This is a genomic window from Polaribacter sp., assembly GCF_051251875.1.
Taxonomy (GTDB): Bacteria; Bacteroidota; Bacteroidia; order Flavobacteriales; family Flavobacteriaceae; genus Polaribacter.
Map to the genome: position 1 here is coordinate 226,182 of NZ_JBPOGL010000001.1, position 16,485 is coordinate 242,666.

Sequence of the window (16,485 nt, forward strand, 5' to 3'; positions counted from 1 at the left end):
AAACAATAACCATAAATTACTTGCTTACCTATAAGTAAATAAGAAGTAACTTCTATCTTTGATTTTTTCTTAGCTTGACTTTCTCAATAAAAACAACTAACTTCGTTTAACCACTGATAAAATGAATTAAAACTCACTTTATCATATCGTTACCTGCAAGCTGAAAAGCCAACGCACAGTCAAGCACATTTTATTTTTCTCGTGCCTCAAAAAACAAAAAGAGCTTGCCTTTTCCCACCACCATCCGAATAAAAATTATCAAAACTTGATAGTAAATTAGCAAAACATTTATATATTTGCGAATTAAGGGTCAAACCTATTAATGTAAATATCTAATAATGGCAAGTTTCGGAGATTTCATAAAAATTGAAAGAGAAAAGCGAGAATGGACTCAAACTGATTTTGGTGCAAAAATCGGAGTTAATTCGAGTGCGGTTAGTCGCATAGAAAATGGTTCTCAAACATTCAGTAAAAATAAGCTTGATTTACTAGCTAACTTATTTGATAAAGAAAAACAAAACGTTACCGACCTATATTTTGCAGATAAATTTGCACGAGAAGCTACAAAATACAAATGTTCTGAAACTATATTTTCTGTAGCCGAAGAGACTGCTTCGTACATACGAAACAAAAATGTTAAACAAGGAAAATTAGAATTAGAATGAAAAAATATACTCTCATAGATGTATTTTCTGGAATTGGAGGATTTCATAACGGATTTTTAAACACAGAACGTTTTGAAATGTTACTGGCTGCTGATTACAATCAAGATTGTGAATCTTTTCATAGAAAAAACCATCCTGAATTACCTTTTGAAAAGGTGGATTTATCAAAAATTGACGAAAAAATATTTTGGAAGGAAAAAGGAATATCAGAAGTTGATGTTCTTATTGGAGGACCACCTTGTCAGGGCTTTTCAACTATTGGTAGTCGAGCATCTTCAAATGTTCAAAGACGAGAAAAATATGATATCCGAAATAACTTAATTGGACATTTTATAAATCACGTAAGAGTTTTGCAGCCTAAATATTTTATAATGGAAAATGTTAGAGGCTTAACTACTTATAAAAAAGGCAATTTCTTTGAAGATGTTTTAGAAGAATTTAATTCAATCCCAGGATATAAAATAGATTACAAAATATTGAATGCTGCTGATTATGGAGTACCTCAAGTAAGACAAAGAACTTTTGTTTTCGGTAATCGAATTGGTTTTGAAGAAAATACATATCCTGAACCTGACCATTTTGAGAACGGAGTTAATGGTTCCAAATGGACAACTGTTGGTAAAGCTATCAACGACTTAATTGGCAAAGAAAATGAAATTGATAATCATAGCCCATTAAATCATAGACCAAAAAATATTGCGAGATATCAATTAATCCCTGAAGGAGGAAGAATGCCTGAAGATAAATTACCACCTGAACTTTACAGGAAAAATTTTGGTAGTACATTCAAAAGATTGCACAGAGAAAAACCTTCTTTGACAATGGTACCTGGTCATAATGCGTTTCCAATTCATCCAATACTAGACAGAAGTTTAACAGTTAGAGAAGCTGCAAGAATTCAAACATTTTCTGATGATTTAATTTTCACAGGAAATAGACAATCACAATGTATTCAAGTTGGTAATGCAGTTCCACCATTATTTGCCGAAAAATGGGCAAGTCACGTTATTAATATTTTAGATAAATATGGAGAATAATTTAACATTTATTGACTTGTTCTCTGGAGCAGGTGGTTTTTTGAGAGGTTTCATAAATCAAGGTTTCGAGCCAGTATTTTCGGTTGAGAATTGGAAACCTGCTATCGAAACTCATAAATTGAACTATCCAGAAGTTCCTATTATTTCACAAGATATTCGAGAAGTAACTAACGAAAAACTAATTGAATATACAAAAGGTAAAAAAATCAATGTTGTTGTTGGTGGACCACCTTGCCAAGGTTTTTCGACAATTGGAAATCGAAATCCAGAAGACGCGAGAAATAACTTGATTTTGGAATTTTTAAGAGTTGTTGATACTGTGAAACCAGATTACTTCATTATGGAAAACGTAAGAGGTTTAGTTTCTTCGAAAAATGGTTATTTTAAAGATATTCTACTTCAAAAATTTAAGGACATTGGATATGAAAATGTTCAATGCAAAATAGTTTGTGCAACAGATTATGGTGTTCCACAAAAACGATATAGAGTTCTTTTTATGGGTTCATTAGACGGTTCTAAAATTGAATTTCCAGAGCATACGAACTCTAAAGAAAATCCAGAAACTTTAAGAAAGCATATTATGGATTTGGTTGGAAAAGAAAATAAAATTCCGAATCATATTCCCACAAATCACAATCCAATTGTAAAAGAACGTATCAGTTTTATTAAAGAAGGTGGTGGAATTGACTCTGATATTCCTGAACACCTTTTAAAGGGTTCTAGAAGTGATTATAAGGACAATAAACTCAAAAATTTTAGTCACGTTTACAAGAGATTACACAGAGATAAACCTGCAACAACAATGGTTCCAGGTCATAATGCTTTTCCACTTCATCCAACAGAGAATAGAAGCTTGACAGTTAGAGAAGCTGCAAGAATTCAGACTTTCCCAGATGATGTAGTGTTTGAAGGAACAAGACAAGACCAATGTATTCAAGTAGGTAACGCAGTACCAGTAAAATTATCTGAAGTATTTGCAAAACATTTAAAAGAAAAACTAGTAGAACAATGGGAGCAAATCACGACTTATTAGCAGACAAAGCAGGAAGAGCTATAATTTCTAAAATTGTTAACCGAGTTGACGATTGGGGTCAAATATTCTCTGACAACATAAATAAAGCTGGAGATTTTGGTTGGCCAAGACCAGACTATGTTTGTTATGATTATGATTTAGACCAAAGTATTGCGTTTGAGTTTAAACCACCAAATCACCAAAAGCGGGAGTATTTAACTGGTTTAGGTCAGACTTTATCTTATTTGGAAAAACACCATTATTCAGGATTAATTCTTCCAACTGTAGTTGAAGGTTTTGAAATTGCACAGCATATTTCTAATATACTTTCTTTGGACGTTTTTGCTAGACACCACATAGCAGTAATTGGATATAACGAAAGAACACTAGAATCTGACCCTTTAAATTCAATACAATTATTAAAAAGCGTAGCAGATGAAAGAACAGGCGAGATTGTTACAAACGATTTAAGCCAAACATATTGGTGTTGGTGGCGTGACATTAGCCACTACGAAATTTCTACTTTATTAAATATTCTCGACAAACATTCCGACAAGACTGGAGATATTTATAGCCAACACGCTTGGCCAGAATTTTGGGCAATGATGGTAGCTGGTCAGACTAGAACTTGGGAAGGACAAGGAAGGAGAAAAACTGACAATCCTAGAAATAGAGCTAGTGAAAAGCAGAATTATAAAATTCCATTGTTCCAACTTGGTTTGATTGAACCTTCTGAAGGTAGATTAACTGTTGAAGGTTATAAATTAATTTCTGTGGGTAAAATTTATGGATTAGATAGTAGCCTTTATCTCGACTACTTGACAAAATTAGTTTTAATAGAGGGAAAACATTTAATCTTAATTCAAGATTTAGAAGAATTTAAAAACATTGCTGCTGCACCAAGTCTTGCGAGTCAAGACCAATTCAGAATTGACTTTGAACAATACTTGAATGACAATAATTCGATTGGTAGGAGAAAACCTGGTCGTACGACTACAGGTAACAAAGTGAGTTATATTCGAGATGAATTTAAGCTATGGAATAAATTAGGATTACTTAAAACTGTAGGAACAAGAAATTATTTCGTTAATGGTCGTGGAATTGAATTTAATTGGTCCAGAATTACCGAGATTTTAACAAAAGATTTTCTTTACTAAACCAAACGGAAAAGCCAACGCATAAAGCCATACACATTTGCAATTCGCACCAGCCGACACACAAGCCAAAAATCACAAAAGAGTATGTCTTTGCCAACGCTAGCAAGTTTGCGGAAAGAAAAAGCCAGTTTACAACAACGTATATAAAACATAGCTATTACAGGCTTTACGAGAGGTTTTTGCTTATTTATTAAGTCCGCCAAATTTTTATTTTTGTATATTTAGAAATTAAAAGATAAACATAAAAAATAAAAATTCGGCTCGTGTATAATCCGAAAAGTTAGCGTCTTTTTACACGCTACGTTTCATACACAAGACCGTTAAACGAACTACTCCAATATCCTCACAAATTCTTCAAAAGCCACATAATAGGGTTGGTTTTTAAAAACAGGATTATCAACACTTTCCGCATTGGCAATACCAACACCTGCAAACCAAACTTTGGCATTTTGTTTTTTGGCATGTTCTTTAAAAGTTTCCATCCAAAGCACATCATATTCATCTGGGTTTTGAATATTATTACTTGCTTTTACCAATACAAAAATAGTAGGCTCACCTTTTTTAAACAAGACAAACTGCGGATGTCTTTTTAGCTTGCTGTTAATTGCCTGAAACTCATACCCCATTTTTTGAAGCTTCTCTCCTACTATGTTCATTGCTAAATTATGCAATTCTTGTTTCGTTAAAACTTGCATTTGTACTATTATTTTTTCTTGTTTCTTTTGTTGTAATTCTTGTCTCCTCTTGTTTTTGGCTTCTTGTATTTTGCCGCAATCTCTCTTCGGTAAGAACCTCCTTGATTGGTTTTACTGTTTTTCTCGCTCTTTTCATGAAATGCAGGCCCAGGAACGTATTCTAAAGAAGTTCTATTTTTAGAAATTCCTTGATCTTCTCTTGGACGCTCATCTTCTGTTAATAAGGTAGAGATTTCTACATCTTCTGGTAATTCTAAAACCGGAATCTCATAATTCATTAACGCCTGAATACTTGTCTTTGATTCTTGCTCTTTTGGCGTAGAAAAAAGAAGGGTTTTTCCGGCTTTTTCTGCACGACCTGTTCTACCAATTCTATGCATATAATTTTCTGGAAACTCTGGTGTATCAAAATTGATAACATGAGAAATTTTATCAAAATCTAAACCACGCGCCATGACATCTGTAGCTAATAAAATACGGTTTTTACCTTCATCAAATTGTCTTATAGATCTTATTCTATAATTCTGAGTCTTATTAGAGTGTATTACACACATTTCTTCATTAAACGCTTCTTGCAAATGTTTAAATAACAAATCTGCCGTTCTTTTAAAACCAACAAAAATTAATACTTTATGATACGTTTCTTTGTCTGCCAAAAGCTCGTGTAATAAGTTCACTTTGGTAAAAAAGTTGGGCACATTATAAGAAACTTGTTCTATGTTGTCTAATGGCGTTCCACTAACAGCCACAGATATTTTTTCAGGATTTTTAAAGAAATCATAAATCAACGCATCTACATCTTCTGTCATGGTTGCAGAAAACAATACGTTTTGTCTTCTTTCCGGAATTACATCAAAGATGTTCATCAACTGAAAACGAAATCCTAAATCTAACATTACATCTACTTCATCAATGACTAATTTCTGAATAGATTTTAACTTTAATGCATTGCTCAACGCCAAATCATATAAACGACCAGGAGTGGCAACAATAATATCTTGCCCTTGCAAAATAGCTTGTTTTTGGGTATTGATGTTTGTACCACCATAAACTCCTAAAACACGTGTATTTATGTAACTAGATAATTTTTCTATTTCATCTACAACTTGCAAAACCAGCTCACGTGTTGGTACCAATACCAAAACTCTAGGGTGTTGTTGTTTAGAAAACTTTAAATCTTGCAAAATAGGCAACATGTACGCAAAGGTTTTTCCGGTTCCTGTTTGCGCAATTCCTACTACATCTTTCCCTGATCTTACTACAGAAAATGCTTGTTCTTGTATTGGCGTTGGGTTTACAAAACCTAAATCGTCAATGGCATATTGTAATTGATTAGAGATTCCTAAATCTTGAAAAGTCATTCTTAATATTTTCTGCAAAGGTACGTTTTATAAAACGCTAAACAATAGCCGTATTCACTAAGAATAATTTGTAATTTTGCACCAGAAAATTTACCGTAAATGATTACAGATACGCATACACACTTATATTCTAGTCAGTTTAACGAAGACCAAGCTGCCATGATACAACGCGCCAAAGACGCCGGGGTTACTCGTTTTTTTATTCCAGCCATAGATTCTACCTATACAGATAAAATGTTACAGTTAGAAAAAGACTATCCAAATGATGTTTTTTTGATGATGGGTTTGCATCCAACGGCTGTGAAAGAAAATTATTTAGAAGAATTGGCCCAAGTTAAAAAATGGATAGACAAAAGAGATTTTTACGCCATTGGCGAAATTGGTATCGATCTATATTGGGATAAAACATTGTTAACGCAACAACAAAATGCATTCAGAACTCAAATACAATGGGCAAAAGAGAAAAAAATGCCTATTAACATTCATTGTAGAAATGCCTTTGATGAAGTTTTTGAAGTTTTAGAATCTGAGAAAAGTGATGATTTAAGAGGGATTTTTCATTGTTTTACAGGAACTTTAGAACAAGCAAAACAAGCTATTTCTTACAATATGAAATTAGGAATTGGTGGCGTTGCTACGTTTAAAAATGGTAAAATTGATAAATTTTTACATGAAATTGATTTAAAACACATTGTTTTAGAAACAGATGCTCCTTATTTAGCGCCAACTCCATACAGAGGAAAAAGAAATGAAAGTGCTTATTTAACCAATGTAGTTGATAAATTAGTTGACATTTATGGTCTTTCTTTTAATGAAATTGCAGAAATTACCACACAGAATTCTAAAGATGTTTTTAAAATTTAATATGATGAAAAGAATTATTACTTTTTTATTTTTGATTGTTTTTTCGATTAACTCATATTCTCAGAACGGAGAATTATTAAAAAGAAATACTTTTAAAAGTAATCCGACTAAAAAACAGAAAACTTACGCAGAAAAATTAAACTTAGGTTTTAATTTTGGAGCTGTTTTTTCAACTTATGGAAAAGAATTTGATAAAACATTTGACAATAGTCTAGGTCTTCACATTGGTATTGATTTATATTATAAAAAACTATTACTTGGGTTTAACATGCTATTTTCAAGCAGTAAACTAAATCAAAATTTAATAATTGATGATTTTTTTCTGGAAACAGGAAAGAGAAGTATGATTAATAATGGAAATTTAACTTTTGGATATTCCATTTATGAAACTAATCGATTTAGAATATTACCTTTTATAGGTTATGGTGGATTTGGATTTCTTGAGACTTCCGGCAACAACTCAGATGAAAGCGCATTTGTAAAGAGTGTAGCATTTGGACTAAATTTTGATTTAAAGAGTAATAAAAAAACTAGTTCCAAACCAAATATAATTGGTTATTATGAGCGAACCAATTTCTTTTTGAGAGCAAAAATTTTTATGAGTAATAGTATTGGCGAATCATCATTTGAAGGGCACTCAATCAATATGGGCTTAATTATTGGTTTACAAGGAGCAATGTTAAAATCTATTAAATGATTTTGTTTTCCACATATTACAAAACACCAATTGGTACTGCAAAAATTGTAGGAGATGAAAACGGAATTCAATCTGTTTCTGTTTTAGATGAAGACATTGATACATCTAAAGAAATTCCTGATTGTTTACAAGATTGTGTAACGCAATTAAATGATTATTTTAAAGGTAATAGGACCAATTTCAATCTTAAATTAAATCCGCAAGGAACCGATTTTCAGAAAAAAGTTTGGACAGAATTATTGCAGATTCCTTATAATAAAACCAGAACGTATTTAGAACAAAGCAAAGCGTTGGGAGATGTAAAAGCCATAAGAGCAGTTGCATCTGCAAACGGTAAAAACCCAATTTGGATTATTATTCCTTGTCATAGAGTTATTGGTTCTGATGGTTCTTTAACCGGTTATGCTGGCGGAATTTGGCGTAAAAAATGGTTATTAGCACATGAAAACCCCATAAAACAACAAACATTATTTTAATTCAAAAAAAATAGATAAGCCTAGTACTTCACTTTAATTGATTCAAAAAAAATCTTTTTTTTATTCTTCATACATTAAAAAACTATTTTTACGTTATGATGTAAAGATTATATATGCAGCAAAAAATTCTTTTTTTATTCTTATTGTTTCTTGGATTTACAGTCCAATCACAAACAGTATCCAAAGAATTTAGGGTGCAAAAATTACGGATTCAAAAAGACAGCATACAATTAGATTCTGTTGCTCTAAATCCAACAAAGTTTAAAGTTAAAAATGGGTTCTTAAAGGTAATTCCATCATCAGAATATACCATTAATTTTAATGAAGCACTTTTAATTATCAATTCAAAAAAATACCCAGAAATTACAGTAGAGTATTTTAGATTCCCCACATTTATCACTAAAATTTACACACCTTTTAATGAAGGTCTTATTTTTCCAAACGGCACAAGTAACAATCAATTATATAGTGCTACAAGCAAAAAAAAAGCATCAGAAATTAAATTATTTGAAGGTTTACAAACCAAAGGTTTTATCACAAGAGGTCTTACTAGCGGTAACAATCAAAATGCAGTTACAAACTCTGCATTAGATTTAGAAATTTCTGGTAAACTGTCTAAAAATGTTACGCTAAAGGCAAATATTTTTGATACCAATATTCCGTTACAAGAAAATGGTTACTCGCAAAACATTACTGATTTCGACCGTATTTTTGTAGAAATGTTTAGTGATCATTGGCGTGTAAAAGCAGGAGATATTTCTATTCAAAATAATGAAAGTTATTTTTTAAACTTTAACAAACAAGTAGCTGGTTTGCAAGTAGAAGCAAACCTTAATGATCGTACAAAAGTTGCTGCTTCTGGCGCTGTGGTTAGAGGTTTATTTAGCACCTATAAAATTGTAGGTTCAGACGGCAATCAAGGCCCTTATAAAATTTATGGAACCAATAATCAATCTGCAATTGTTATTATTGCTGGCAGTGAAAAAGTGTATATTAACGGCATTCAAATATCACGCGGAGAAGATAAAGATTATACCATAGATTATAATTTAGGCGAAATAGAATTTAACACTACTTTCCCTATTACTAATGACATGAGAATTTCTATTGATTTTCAATATTCCGATAGAAATTACACGCGTTTTGTGACCTATGAAGAGGCTTCTTATAAAAGTGAAAAACTGAATATTAGCGGTTATTTTTATTCTGAAAATGATGCAAAAAATCAACCTTTACAACAAAATCTTACAGACAATCAAAAAGAAATTTTAGCAAATGCTGGTAATAATACCGATTTAATGTTTTCAGAAAGTGCGTATGTAGACAGTTTTAGTGAGAACAAAATTCTCTATAAAAAAACGCTAAGTGGCGCTACAGAAATTTTTGAATATTCTACCAATTCTACAGATGAATTATACAATGTAACCTTTACAAATGTTGGTGATAATAAAGGTAATTACATCATAGATAAAAGTATTGCCATTGGTACAATTTTTAAGTTTGCAGGAATAAATTTAGGGAATTATCAGCCAATTACGCGTTTAGTTCCTCCTACAAAAGCACAATTTTTTGTACTTAAAACAGCTTACAACTCAACAAAAAAAACACAGTTTAATTCAGAAATTGCTTTTAGTAATAATGACGCTAACTTATTTTCTTCGTTAGATAATCATCAAAATACGGCACTTGCAGCAAAAATAGGTTGGCAACAACTTTTAATTGATAAAAAATGGAAACTAAAAAGCAATATAAACCATGAATTTGTTCAAGAAAATTTTAAAACAATACAACGCTGGGAAACTGTAGAGTTTAATAGAGATTGGAATATTTTAACCAATAATGCTACAAAAAACTATTTTCAATCGGAATTTACCTTGCAAAACAACAAAAACGATTTTATTTTGTATCGATTTAACAACCTACACTATAAAGATATTTTTAAAGGGATAAAACATGAAGTGTTATCTAAAATTCAACTAAAAAATACTACTTTTTTTATTGATGGTAGCTTGCTAGAAAACACTTCTACAGAAGAAGACAATTCCTTTTTTAGAGCCAAAGGAAAAGCAGAACAAAATTTTAATAAAAAATGGTTGGGAGCTTTTATCAATTTTGAAACCAATACAAGAAAGAATATTACTACTCAAGATTTTATCAATACAAGTCATCGTTTTAAAGAATATGAAACCTATTTTGGTATTGGAGATTCTACCAACGTTTATGCAAAAGTTGGCGTTAATTTTAGAAATAATGACAGTATAAAATCAAACATATTTACAGAAATTAACAACCGTAAAACATTGTATATTCAGAGTAAAGTACTTGACAATAAAACAAGCAACCTAAGTGTTTTTGCCAATTATAGACTCACTAAAAACAATTTTACAGAAGATACAAAATCATTAAACTCAAAATTGGTATTTAACCAACGTTTATTTGGTAATTTTTTAAATAGTGCCACCGTTTATGAAACCTCTTCTGGTAATGTTGCCAGACAAGATTATGTATATATAAAAACAGAACCAGGTTTGGGTTTTTATACCTGGATTGATTATAATAACGATGGTGTTCAAGACTTTAATGAATTTGAAGTTGCTCAGTTTCAAGACCAAGCTAACTATTTAAGAGTTCCAAAACCAAATTTGGTATTTATTGCCACTCAAAAAGCAAAAATAAACCAAACGTTAACCATTAATTTTACTTCGTGGAACACCAAAAAAGGACTTAAAAAAGCAATTTCTCATTTGTACAATCAAAGTTTTTTATCTGTTGAAAACGAACAAGAACGCATAGGTAATTCTTTTAATTTTAATCCTTTTAAGGTTGATGATAATAAAACAATTGCACTTAACTTTAGTTTTAGAAACAGTCTCTATTTTAATAAAAACCTACAAAAATATAGTACTACATACACCTATGGAAGCCTACAAAGCAAACAACAGTATTTTATTGGAAATCAAGAAAATAACACAAAATTACATCAAATAGATTTTGCTCATAAGTTTAAAACATTTTGGTTGTTTGATTTTATGGGAAAAACATCAAATAACAATTTAGAAACAGAAAATTTTACCAATAGAAATTATCAGATAAATACAAATGAAGTGCAACCTAAAATTAGTTTTTTATACAATGACAACAATCGGTTTACCGCATTTTATCATTTAAAAAACAAAGCAAACCAACTTGCTGATTTTGAAGAATTGCAACAACAAAAATTCGGAATAGAATATTTTTATATCAGCAAGAAAAAGAACCAAATTTCTGCAAGTATTAATATGTTTTTGAATAATTTTACTGGTGATACCAATACGCCTGTTGCCTATCAAATGTTAGAAGGTTTACAAGCAGGTAAAAATTATACTTGGAACTTGTTATTCAATAGAAAATTAAATTCTTTTTTAAATTTAAACTTGAATTATCTGGGTAGAAAAAGTGAAAACTCAAAAACCATTCATACCGGAAGTGTACAATTAAGAGCTATTTTTTAGAGACTTCTTAATTCCTCGAAGCGACACGATTGTGAGGTTCTTTACCCAGTTTTGTCATTTCGAATTTTTGGCAGAAATCTCATAAAGTTTGGTCAGTATGGAGGTATCACTGTTATGAGATTTCTCAATACTTCGAAATGACAATTTTAAAGGTTGCTTTTGCCTCTATCAACTAAATTATTAAAATGTTAATTTTTTTCTTATGTAACATTTATTTCATTATTTATTAAAATAAAATGGTTAATTTGCAGTGTAACTATGAAATTTACGACACTTATATTATCAACTTTAATTCTCATGCAGAGTTTAAATATTGATTTAGAATCTTTTTCTAAAATCAATGTCTTAATAAAACATGCCCAATTTCATCAAGAAACATACGGAGATTCTTTTCTAGATTTTTTAAATGAACATTATGGAGATGAAAAAAATGCTTCAAAAAATCACAAAGAACATGGCAATTTACCTTTTAAAAAAGACTGTGTAAACCACAACCACATCCCTACTGTTTTTACGCTAAACACACAAATTTTTGAATTGAAACAAACCTTAGCAATTCAAATTCCACAAAATTATTTTTACAAAGAATCTTATTCTTTGGTTGAAAAATCTTCTATTTTTCAACCCCCCAAATACGCATAATTCATTCAAGATTTTTAATCCTGTTTTTAGAACAGGTAGTTATTTATTTCTTAATTTTTATGAATTATGTTAGAAAACATTATAAAATTTAGCTTAAAAAACAAGCTAATTATTTTCCTTTTCACACTATTTATCATTGGTTCCGGAATTTATTCTTTAACCAAAATCCCTATTGGGGCAGTACCAGATATTACCAACAATCAAGTACAAGTTATTACCACATCTCGTAATTTATCTACCCAAGATGTAGAGCAATTTATTACCTATCCTATAGAGCTAGAAATGGCAAATTTACCAGGAGTTTTAGAAATTAGATCGGTTTCTAAATTTGGCTTGTCTGTGGTTACTATTGTTTTTGAAGACAATTTAGGCACTTATTTACCGCGGCAATTGTTGGCAGAAAAAATAAAATCGGCTTCAGAAAAAATTCCGGCAGGATTTGGAACACCAGAAATGGGACCAATTACTACAGGTTTGGGTGAAATTTATCAATATATACTAGATGTAAAACCAGGATATGAAGACCAATATTCTCCCACAGAATTAAGAACCATTCAAGATTGGATTGTAAAGCGTCAGCTCTCCGGAATACCAGGTGTTGTGGAAATAAATACTTGGGGAGGATTTTTAAAACAGTATGAAGTTGCCATTAACCCAAACAAGTTAAATGCCATGAATATTTCTGTTTCTGAAATTTATAATGCCTTAGAAAACAACAATAGTGTTGCCGGTGGTGGTTATATTGAAAAAAACAATCAAGCTTTTTTTATTCGTGGAGAAGGTTTGGTAAAATCTCTTGATGATATTGCAAATATTGTTGTTAAAAATGAAGGAACACCCATCTTTATAAAAGATGTTGCTAAAGTGGGGTTTGGTAGTGCAACGCGTTTTGGCGCTATTACAGGAAATGGGCAAGGAGAAAAAGTATTGGGTCAAATTATGATGCTTAAAGACGGAAATTCTAAAGCCATTATTGATGCTGTAAAACAACGTGTAGCTGACATACAAGGTAGTTTGCCAGAAGGTGTTTACATCAACGGTTTTTTAGAACGAAGTGAATTGATAGACAAAACGACCTTTACAGTATCTGAAAACTTAATTTTAGGATCGCTCATTGTTATTTTTGTTGTGGTTTTATTATTAGGAAATTTACGTTCTGGTTTGGTGGTTGCCTCCATTATTCCACTAAGTTTACTATTTGCTATTTCTTTGATGAACCTCTTTGGTGTTGATGCTAATTTAATGAGTCTTGGTGCTATAGATTTCGGAATTATTATTGACGGAGCCGTAATTATTGTTGAATTTATTGCTTTTAGAATTATTACGCAAAGCGATCAGCTAAAACTTCTTTCAACACAAGATAAACAAAAACAAATTGATGCAATTACCCTAAAAAGTGCTTCAAAAATGATGAATTCTGCCATATTCGGTCAATTAATTATTCTCATCGTTTTTATACCTATTTTATCTTTAAGTGGCGTAGAAGGAAAAATGTTTAAACCCATGGCATTAACGTTTAGTTTTGCTTTAATAGGAGCTATGTTGTTTTGTTTAACCTACGTTCCAGTGGTTTCTTCCTTGTTTTTAAAACCTCAGAAACCTAGCGAAAAAAATATTTCTGTTAGGTTAATGAAGCTGTTAAACTATTGGTACAATCCATCCATACATTGGGCGTTACAACATAAAAAAATAGTTGTTGGTTTGTCTGTTGCTTTATTAGTTGCCAGCGCATTTTTATTCAGCAGAATGGGTGGCGAATTTGTACCTACTTTAGATGAAGGAGATTTTGTTATTCAACCTGTATTAAAAACGGGAACTTCCTTGGGAAAAACCATTGAAATAACAACTAAAATTGAGCAAATTCTATTAGATAATTTCCCAGAAGTAGCACAAGTAGTTAGTAGAATTGGTGCGGCAGAAGTACCAACAGACCCAATGTCTATGGAAGAAAGTGATGTAATTATTAAATTAAAGCCTAAAAAAGAATGGGTTTCTGCTAAAAACAAGGATGAATTAGCCGATAAATTTAAGCAAGCTTTGTCTATAATTCCAGGAATGGAAGTAGAATTTACACAACCTATAGAAATGCGTTTTAATGAATTAATTACTGGCGTTAGAGCAGATGTTGCCATCAAAATTTTTGGTGAAGATTTATCGGTTCTAGCCAACAAAGCAGAAAAAGTAAAAACACTTATTGCCAACGTAGAAGGTGCTTCTGACATTATTATTGAAAAAGTAGAAGGACTGCCGCAAATGAGTGTTCATTTTAACCGAAATAAAATTGCACGATATGGTTTAAACATTTCCGAAGTAAATCAATTAATTTCTATGGGTTTTGCCGGAGGAACAGTTGGCAACATATTTGAAGGCGAAAAACAATTCGATTTGGTGATTCGATTAGATGAAAACAATCGAAAAAACTTGGCAAGTCTACAAAATTTATATGTAGATACACCTAGTGGAACAAAAATTCCGTTGAGCGAATTGGCAGAAATAAAATACTCAACAGGACCCGCAAAAATATCTAGAGACAATACCAAACGTAGAATAGTAATTGGTATTAATGTAAGAAATCGCGATTTGCAATCTGTAGTAAATGATATTAGCGCCATCGTAGAAAAAGACCTTAAACTACCCGTTGGTTATACCATTACTTATGGCGGTCAATTTGAAAACCTACAAAGTGCAAAAGCTCGTTTAATGGTGGCTGTGCCCATTGCCCTAGCGCTAATATTTCTATTACTTTATTTTGCCTTTGGCTCTATAAAAGAAGCTTTAATGGTCTATTCAGCCATTCCCCTTTCCGCAGTAGGTGGTGTTTTATTATTATGGTTAAGAGATTTGCCTTTTAGTATTTCTGCAGGTGTTGGTTTTATTGCTCTTTTTGGTATTGCCGTACTTAATGGAATTGTACTTATAGAACATTTTAAGGAATTAAAAGAAGAAGGCGTTACCAATATTGAAGAATTGATAAAACGAGGAACAGCAGAAAGATTAAGACCCGTTTTATTAACAGCCGCAGCCGCCGCTTTAGGCTTTTTACCCATGGCAGTTTCTACCAATGCTGGCGCAGAAGTACAACGGCCATTGGCAACTGTAGTTATTGGAGGCCTGGTTACGGCAACCATTTTAACTTTAATTGTATTACCGGTTTTATACGCCTGGTTTGAAGAGAAAAAAACTTTTAAAATGAATAAAAAAAACATATTCACTGGTATTGCTGTTTTGTTGATGCTACAAGTAAATGCTCAAGCAAAATTATCAGTTGATGAAACATTTGATTTGGCTATAGAAAACAATGCCGATTTAAAAGCTTCTCACCTAAAGGTTGATAAAAGTAACGCCCTAATTGCAAGTGCTTTTAGCTTTGATAAAACAAGCATTTATTATAATTATGACGAAAACAATTTAGCAACCAATAACCTACCTTTAAAAGTATTTGGTATTGCACAAGATTTTAAATTTCCTACTGTTTATTTTGCAGACAAAAACCTAAATCATGCTAAGTTTTTAGTAGAAAAAACAAACTACAACATTAAATATCTGCAAGTTAAAAAAGAAGTGTATCGTAATTATTACCAACTAGTATACACTAAAAACAAAGCGAAAACCTATTTATTTTTAGACAGTTTGTACCAAGATTTTTCAAAAAAAGCAGCCCGTAGATTTGACTTAGGTGAAACCAATTATTTAGAAATGATTACCGCAAAATCGAAACAAAAACAACTAGAAATTTTATACAAACAAGCATTACAAGAAGTAGTATTAACAAGAGAAAACCTAATAGCTATTGTGCAAATAGATAGTTTACAAATAGTAGACAAACCTTTAGAAATGCTTACCATACAAAACATTACTACAAAAGGTAATTTGGGCTTGCAATATTTTGAAGACATTAACAACCTTGAAAAGGCACAGTTTAAAAAAGAAAAACAACGTTTATTGCCAGATATTAGTTTAACCTATTTTCAGGGCTCAGATAATTTACTTAATACCAATGTTAAAGGGTATCAAATTGGATTAAAAATTCCCTTATTGTTTTCAGGAAATGCTTCAAAAATTAAAGCAGCAAAAATTACTCAAGATATAATTTCTGAACAACAACAAAATTATAAAATAAAATTAGAGTCTAAATACAATTCGCTTTTAGCAACTTTAAATCAATACCAACAAGCTATAAATTATTATGAAAAAGAAGGGGAAATCCTTAAAAATGAAATTCTAAAAACAGCTAACAGAACATTTAAAGAAGGAGAAATAGACTTTTTCCAATACCTACAAAGTATAGAAACGGCTAAGGAAATAGAGTTGTCTTATTTAGATAATTTAAATGCCTACAACCAAACTGTTATCAACATTAATCATCTTATTTTAAATACTTTTTAAAA

General features: G+C 31.2%; 12 protein-coding genes. 10 read left to right on the forward strand and 2 right to left on the reverse strand.

Going from position 1 to position 16,485, the window contains the following annotated elements:
• Positions 1-338 precede the first annotated feature (338 nt).
• Genes ACSHW5_RS00950 through ACSHW5_RS00965 form a run of 4 tightly spaced genes read left to right on the forward strand, consistent with a single transcriptional unit; the run spans position 339 to position 3,871 of the window.
• Positions 339-665 (forward strand): helix-turn-helix domain-containing protein, encoded by a 327-nt coding sequence (locus ACSHW5_RS00950; protein WP_299214677.1) that lies wholly within the window; start codon positions 339-341, stop codon positions 663-665.
• Positions 662-1,702 carry a DNA cytosine methyltransferase gene (locus ACSHW5_RS00955; protein ID WP_435674226.1) on the forward strand — a complete coding sequence of 347 codons (1,041 nt, stop codon included), beginning with the start codon at positions 662-664 and terminating at the stop codon, positions 1,700-1,702. Before ACSHW5_RS00950 ends, ACSHW5_RS00955 begins: the two co-directional genes overlap by 4 nt.
• A complete protein-coding gene (locus tag ACSHW5_RS00960; RefSeq protein WP_435674227.1) occupies positions 1,692-2,735 on the forward strand; it encodes a DNA cytosine methyltransferase in 1,044 nt (347 codons plus the stop codon). The genes ACSHW5_RS00955 and ACSHW5_RS00960 overlap by 11 nt, the downstream gene beginning before the upstream one ends.
• Positions 2,711-3,871, forward strand: coding sequence for a hypothetical protein (locus ACSHW5_RS00965; protein WP_435674228.1), 1,161 nt, complete (start codon positions 2,711-2,713; stop codon positions 3,869-3,871). The genes ACSHW5_RS00960 and ACSHW5_RS00965 overlap by 25 nt, the downstream gene beginning before the upstream one ends.
• Positions 3,872-4,200: 329 nt before the next feature.
• Here the strand turns inward: ACSHW5_RS00965 and ACSHW5_RS00970 are convergent, their stop codons facing one another.
• Together ACSHW5_RS00970 and ACSHW5_RS00975 are read right to left on the reverse strand one after the other, a co-directional pair.
• On the reverse strand, positions 4,201-4,566 hold the full coding sequence (locus ACSHW5_RS00970; protein ID WP_435674229.1) for a Na(+)-translocating NADH-quinone reductase subunit F: 366 nt from the start codon (positions 4,564-4,566) through the stop codon (positions 4,201-4,203).
• A gap of 8 nt (positions 4,567-4,574) precedes the next feature.
• Positions 4,575-5,927, reverse strand: coding sequence for a DEAD/DEAH box helicase (locus ACSHW5_RS00975; protein ID WP_435674230.1), 1,353 nt, complete (start codon positions 5,925-5,927; stop codon positions 4,575-4,577).
• A gap of 99 nt (positions 5,928-6,026) precedes the next feature.
• Here ACSHW5_RS00975 and ACSHW5_RS00980 point away from each other — a divergent pair, with 99 nt between their 5' ends.
• From ACSHW5_RS00980 to ACSHW5_RS01005, 6 genes are all read left to right on the forward strand, one after another.
• Complete coding sequence (locus ACSHW5_RS00980; RefSeq protein WP_435674231.1) at positions 6,027-6,791, forward strand: TatD family hydrolase; 765 nt, start codon at positions 6,027-6,029, stop codon at positions 6,789-6,791.
• Between the two features lie 4 nt (positions 6,792-6,795).
• Positions 6,796-7,488 (forward strand): hypothetical protein, encoded by a 693-nt coding sequence (locus ACSHW5_RS00985; RefSeq protein ID WP_435674232.1) that lies wholly within the window; start codon positions 6,796-6,798, stop codon positions 7,486-7,488.
• Positions 7,485-7,964, forward strand: a complete 480-nt coding sequence (locus tag ACSHW5_RS00990; protein WP_435674233.1) for a methylated-DNA--[protein]-cysteine S-methyltransferase — start codon at positions 7,485-7,487, stop codon at positions 7,962-7,964. The genes ACSHW5_RS00985 and ACSHW5_RS00990 overlap by 4 nt, the downstream gene beginning before the upstream one ends.
• Positions 7,965-8,158: 194 nt before the next feature.
• Positions 8,159-11,455 (forward strand): hypothetical protein, encoded by a 3,297-nt coding sequence (locus ACSHW5_RS00995; protein ID WP_435674234.1) that lies wholly within the window; start codon positions 8,159-8,161, stop codon positions 11,453-11,455.
• A 297-nt stretch (positions 11,456-11,752) separates the two neighbouring features.
• Positions 11,753-12,097, forward strand: a complete 345-nt coding sequence (locus ACSHW5_RS01000; RefSeq protein ID WP_435674235.1) for a hypothetical protein — start codon at positions 11,753-11,755, stop codon at positions 12,095-12,097.
• 66 nt (positions 12,098-12,163) lie between these two features.
• A complete protein-coding gene (locus ACSHW5_RS01005) occupies positions 12,164-16,483 on the forward strand; it encodes a CusA/CzcA family heavy metal efflux RND transporter (RefSeq protein WP_435674236.1) in 4,320 nt (1,439 codons plus the stop codon).
• Positions 16,484-16,485 lie beyond the last annotated feature (2 nt).

What these genes read in the sequence shown, in the direction of transcription:
- ACSHW5_RS00980 (WP_435674231.1), top strand. Translation starts at nt 6,027, where the DNA reads ATGATTACAGATACGCATACACACTTATATTCTAGTCAGTTTAACGAA.
- ACSHW5_RS01005 (WP_435674236.1), top strand. Translation starts at nt 12,164, where the DNA reads ATGTTAGAAAACATTATAAAATTTAGCTTAAAAAACAAGCTAATTATT.
- ACSHW5_RS00985 (WP_435674232.1), top strand. Translation starts at nt 6,796, where the DNA reads ATGAAAAGAATTATTACTTTTTTATTTTTGATTGTTTTTTCGATTAAC.
- ACSHW5_RS00950 (WP_299214677.1), top strand. Translation starts at nt 339, where the DNA reads ATGGCAAGTTTCGGAGATTTCATAAAAATTGAAAGAGAAAAGCGAGAA.
- ACSHW5_RS00990 (WP_435674233.1), top strand. Translation starts at nt 7,485, where the DNA reads ATGATTTTGTTTTCCACATATTACAAAACACCAATTGGTACTGCAAAA.
- ACSHW5_RS01000 (WP_435674235.1), top strand. Translation starts at nt 11,753, where the DNA reads ATGCAGAGTTTAAATATTGATTTAGAATCTTTTTCTAAAATCAATGTC.
- ACSHW5_RS00970 (WP_435674229.1), bottom strand. Translation starts at nt 4,566, where the DNA reads ATGCAAGTTTTAACGAAACAAGAATTGCATAATTTAGCAATGAACATA.
- ACSHW5_RS00955 (WP_435674226.1), top strand. Translation starts at nt 662, where the DNA reads ATGAAAAAATATACTCTCATAGATGTATTTTCTGGAATTGGAGGATTT.
- ACSHW5_RS00965 (WP_435674228.1), top strand. Translation starts at nt 2,711, where the DNA reads ATGGGAGCAAATCACGACTTATTAGCAGACAAAGCAGGAAGAGCTATA.
- ACSHW5_RS00960 (WP_435674227.1), top strand. Translation starts at nt 1,692, where the DNA reads ATGGAGAATAATTTAACATTTATTGACTTGTTCTCTGGAGCAGGTGGT.
- ACSHW5_RS00975 (WP_435674230.1), bottom strand. Translation starts at nt 5,927, where the DNA reads ATGACTTTTCAAGATTTAGGAATCTCTAATCAATTACAATATGCCATT.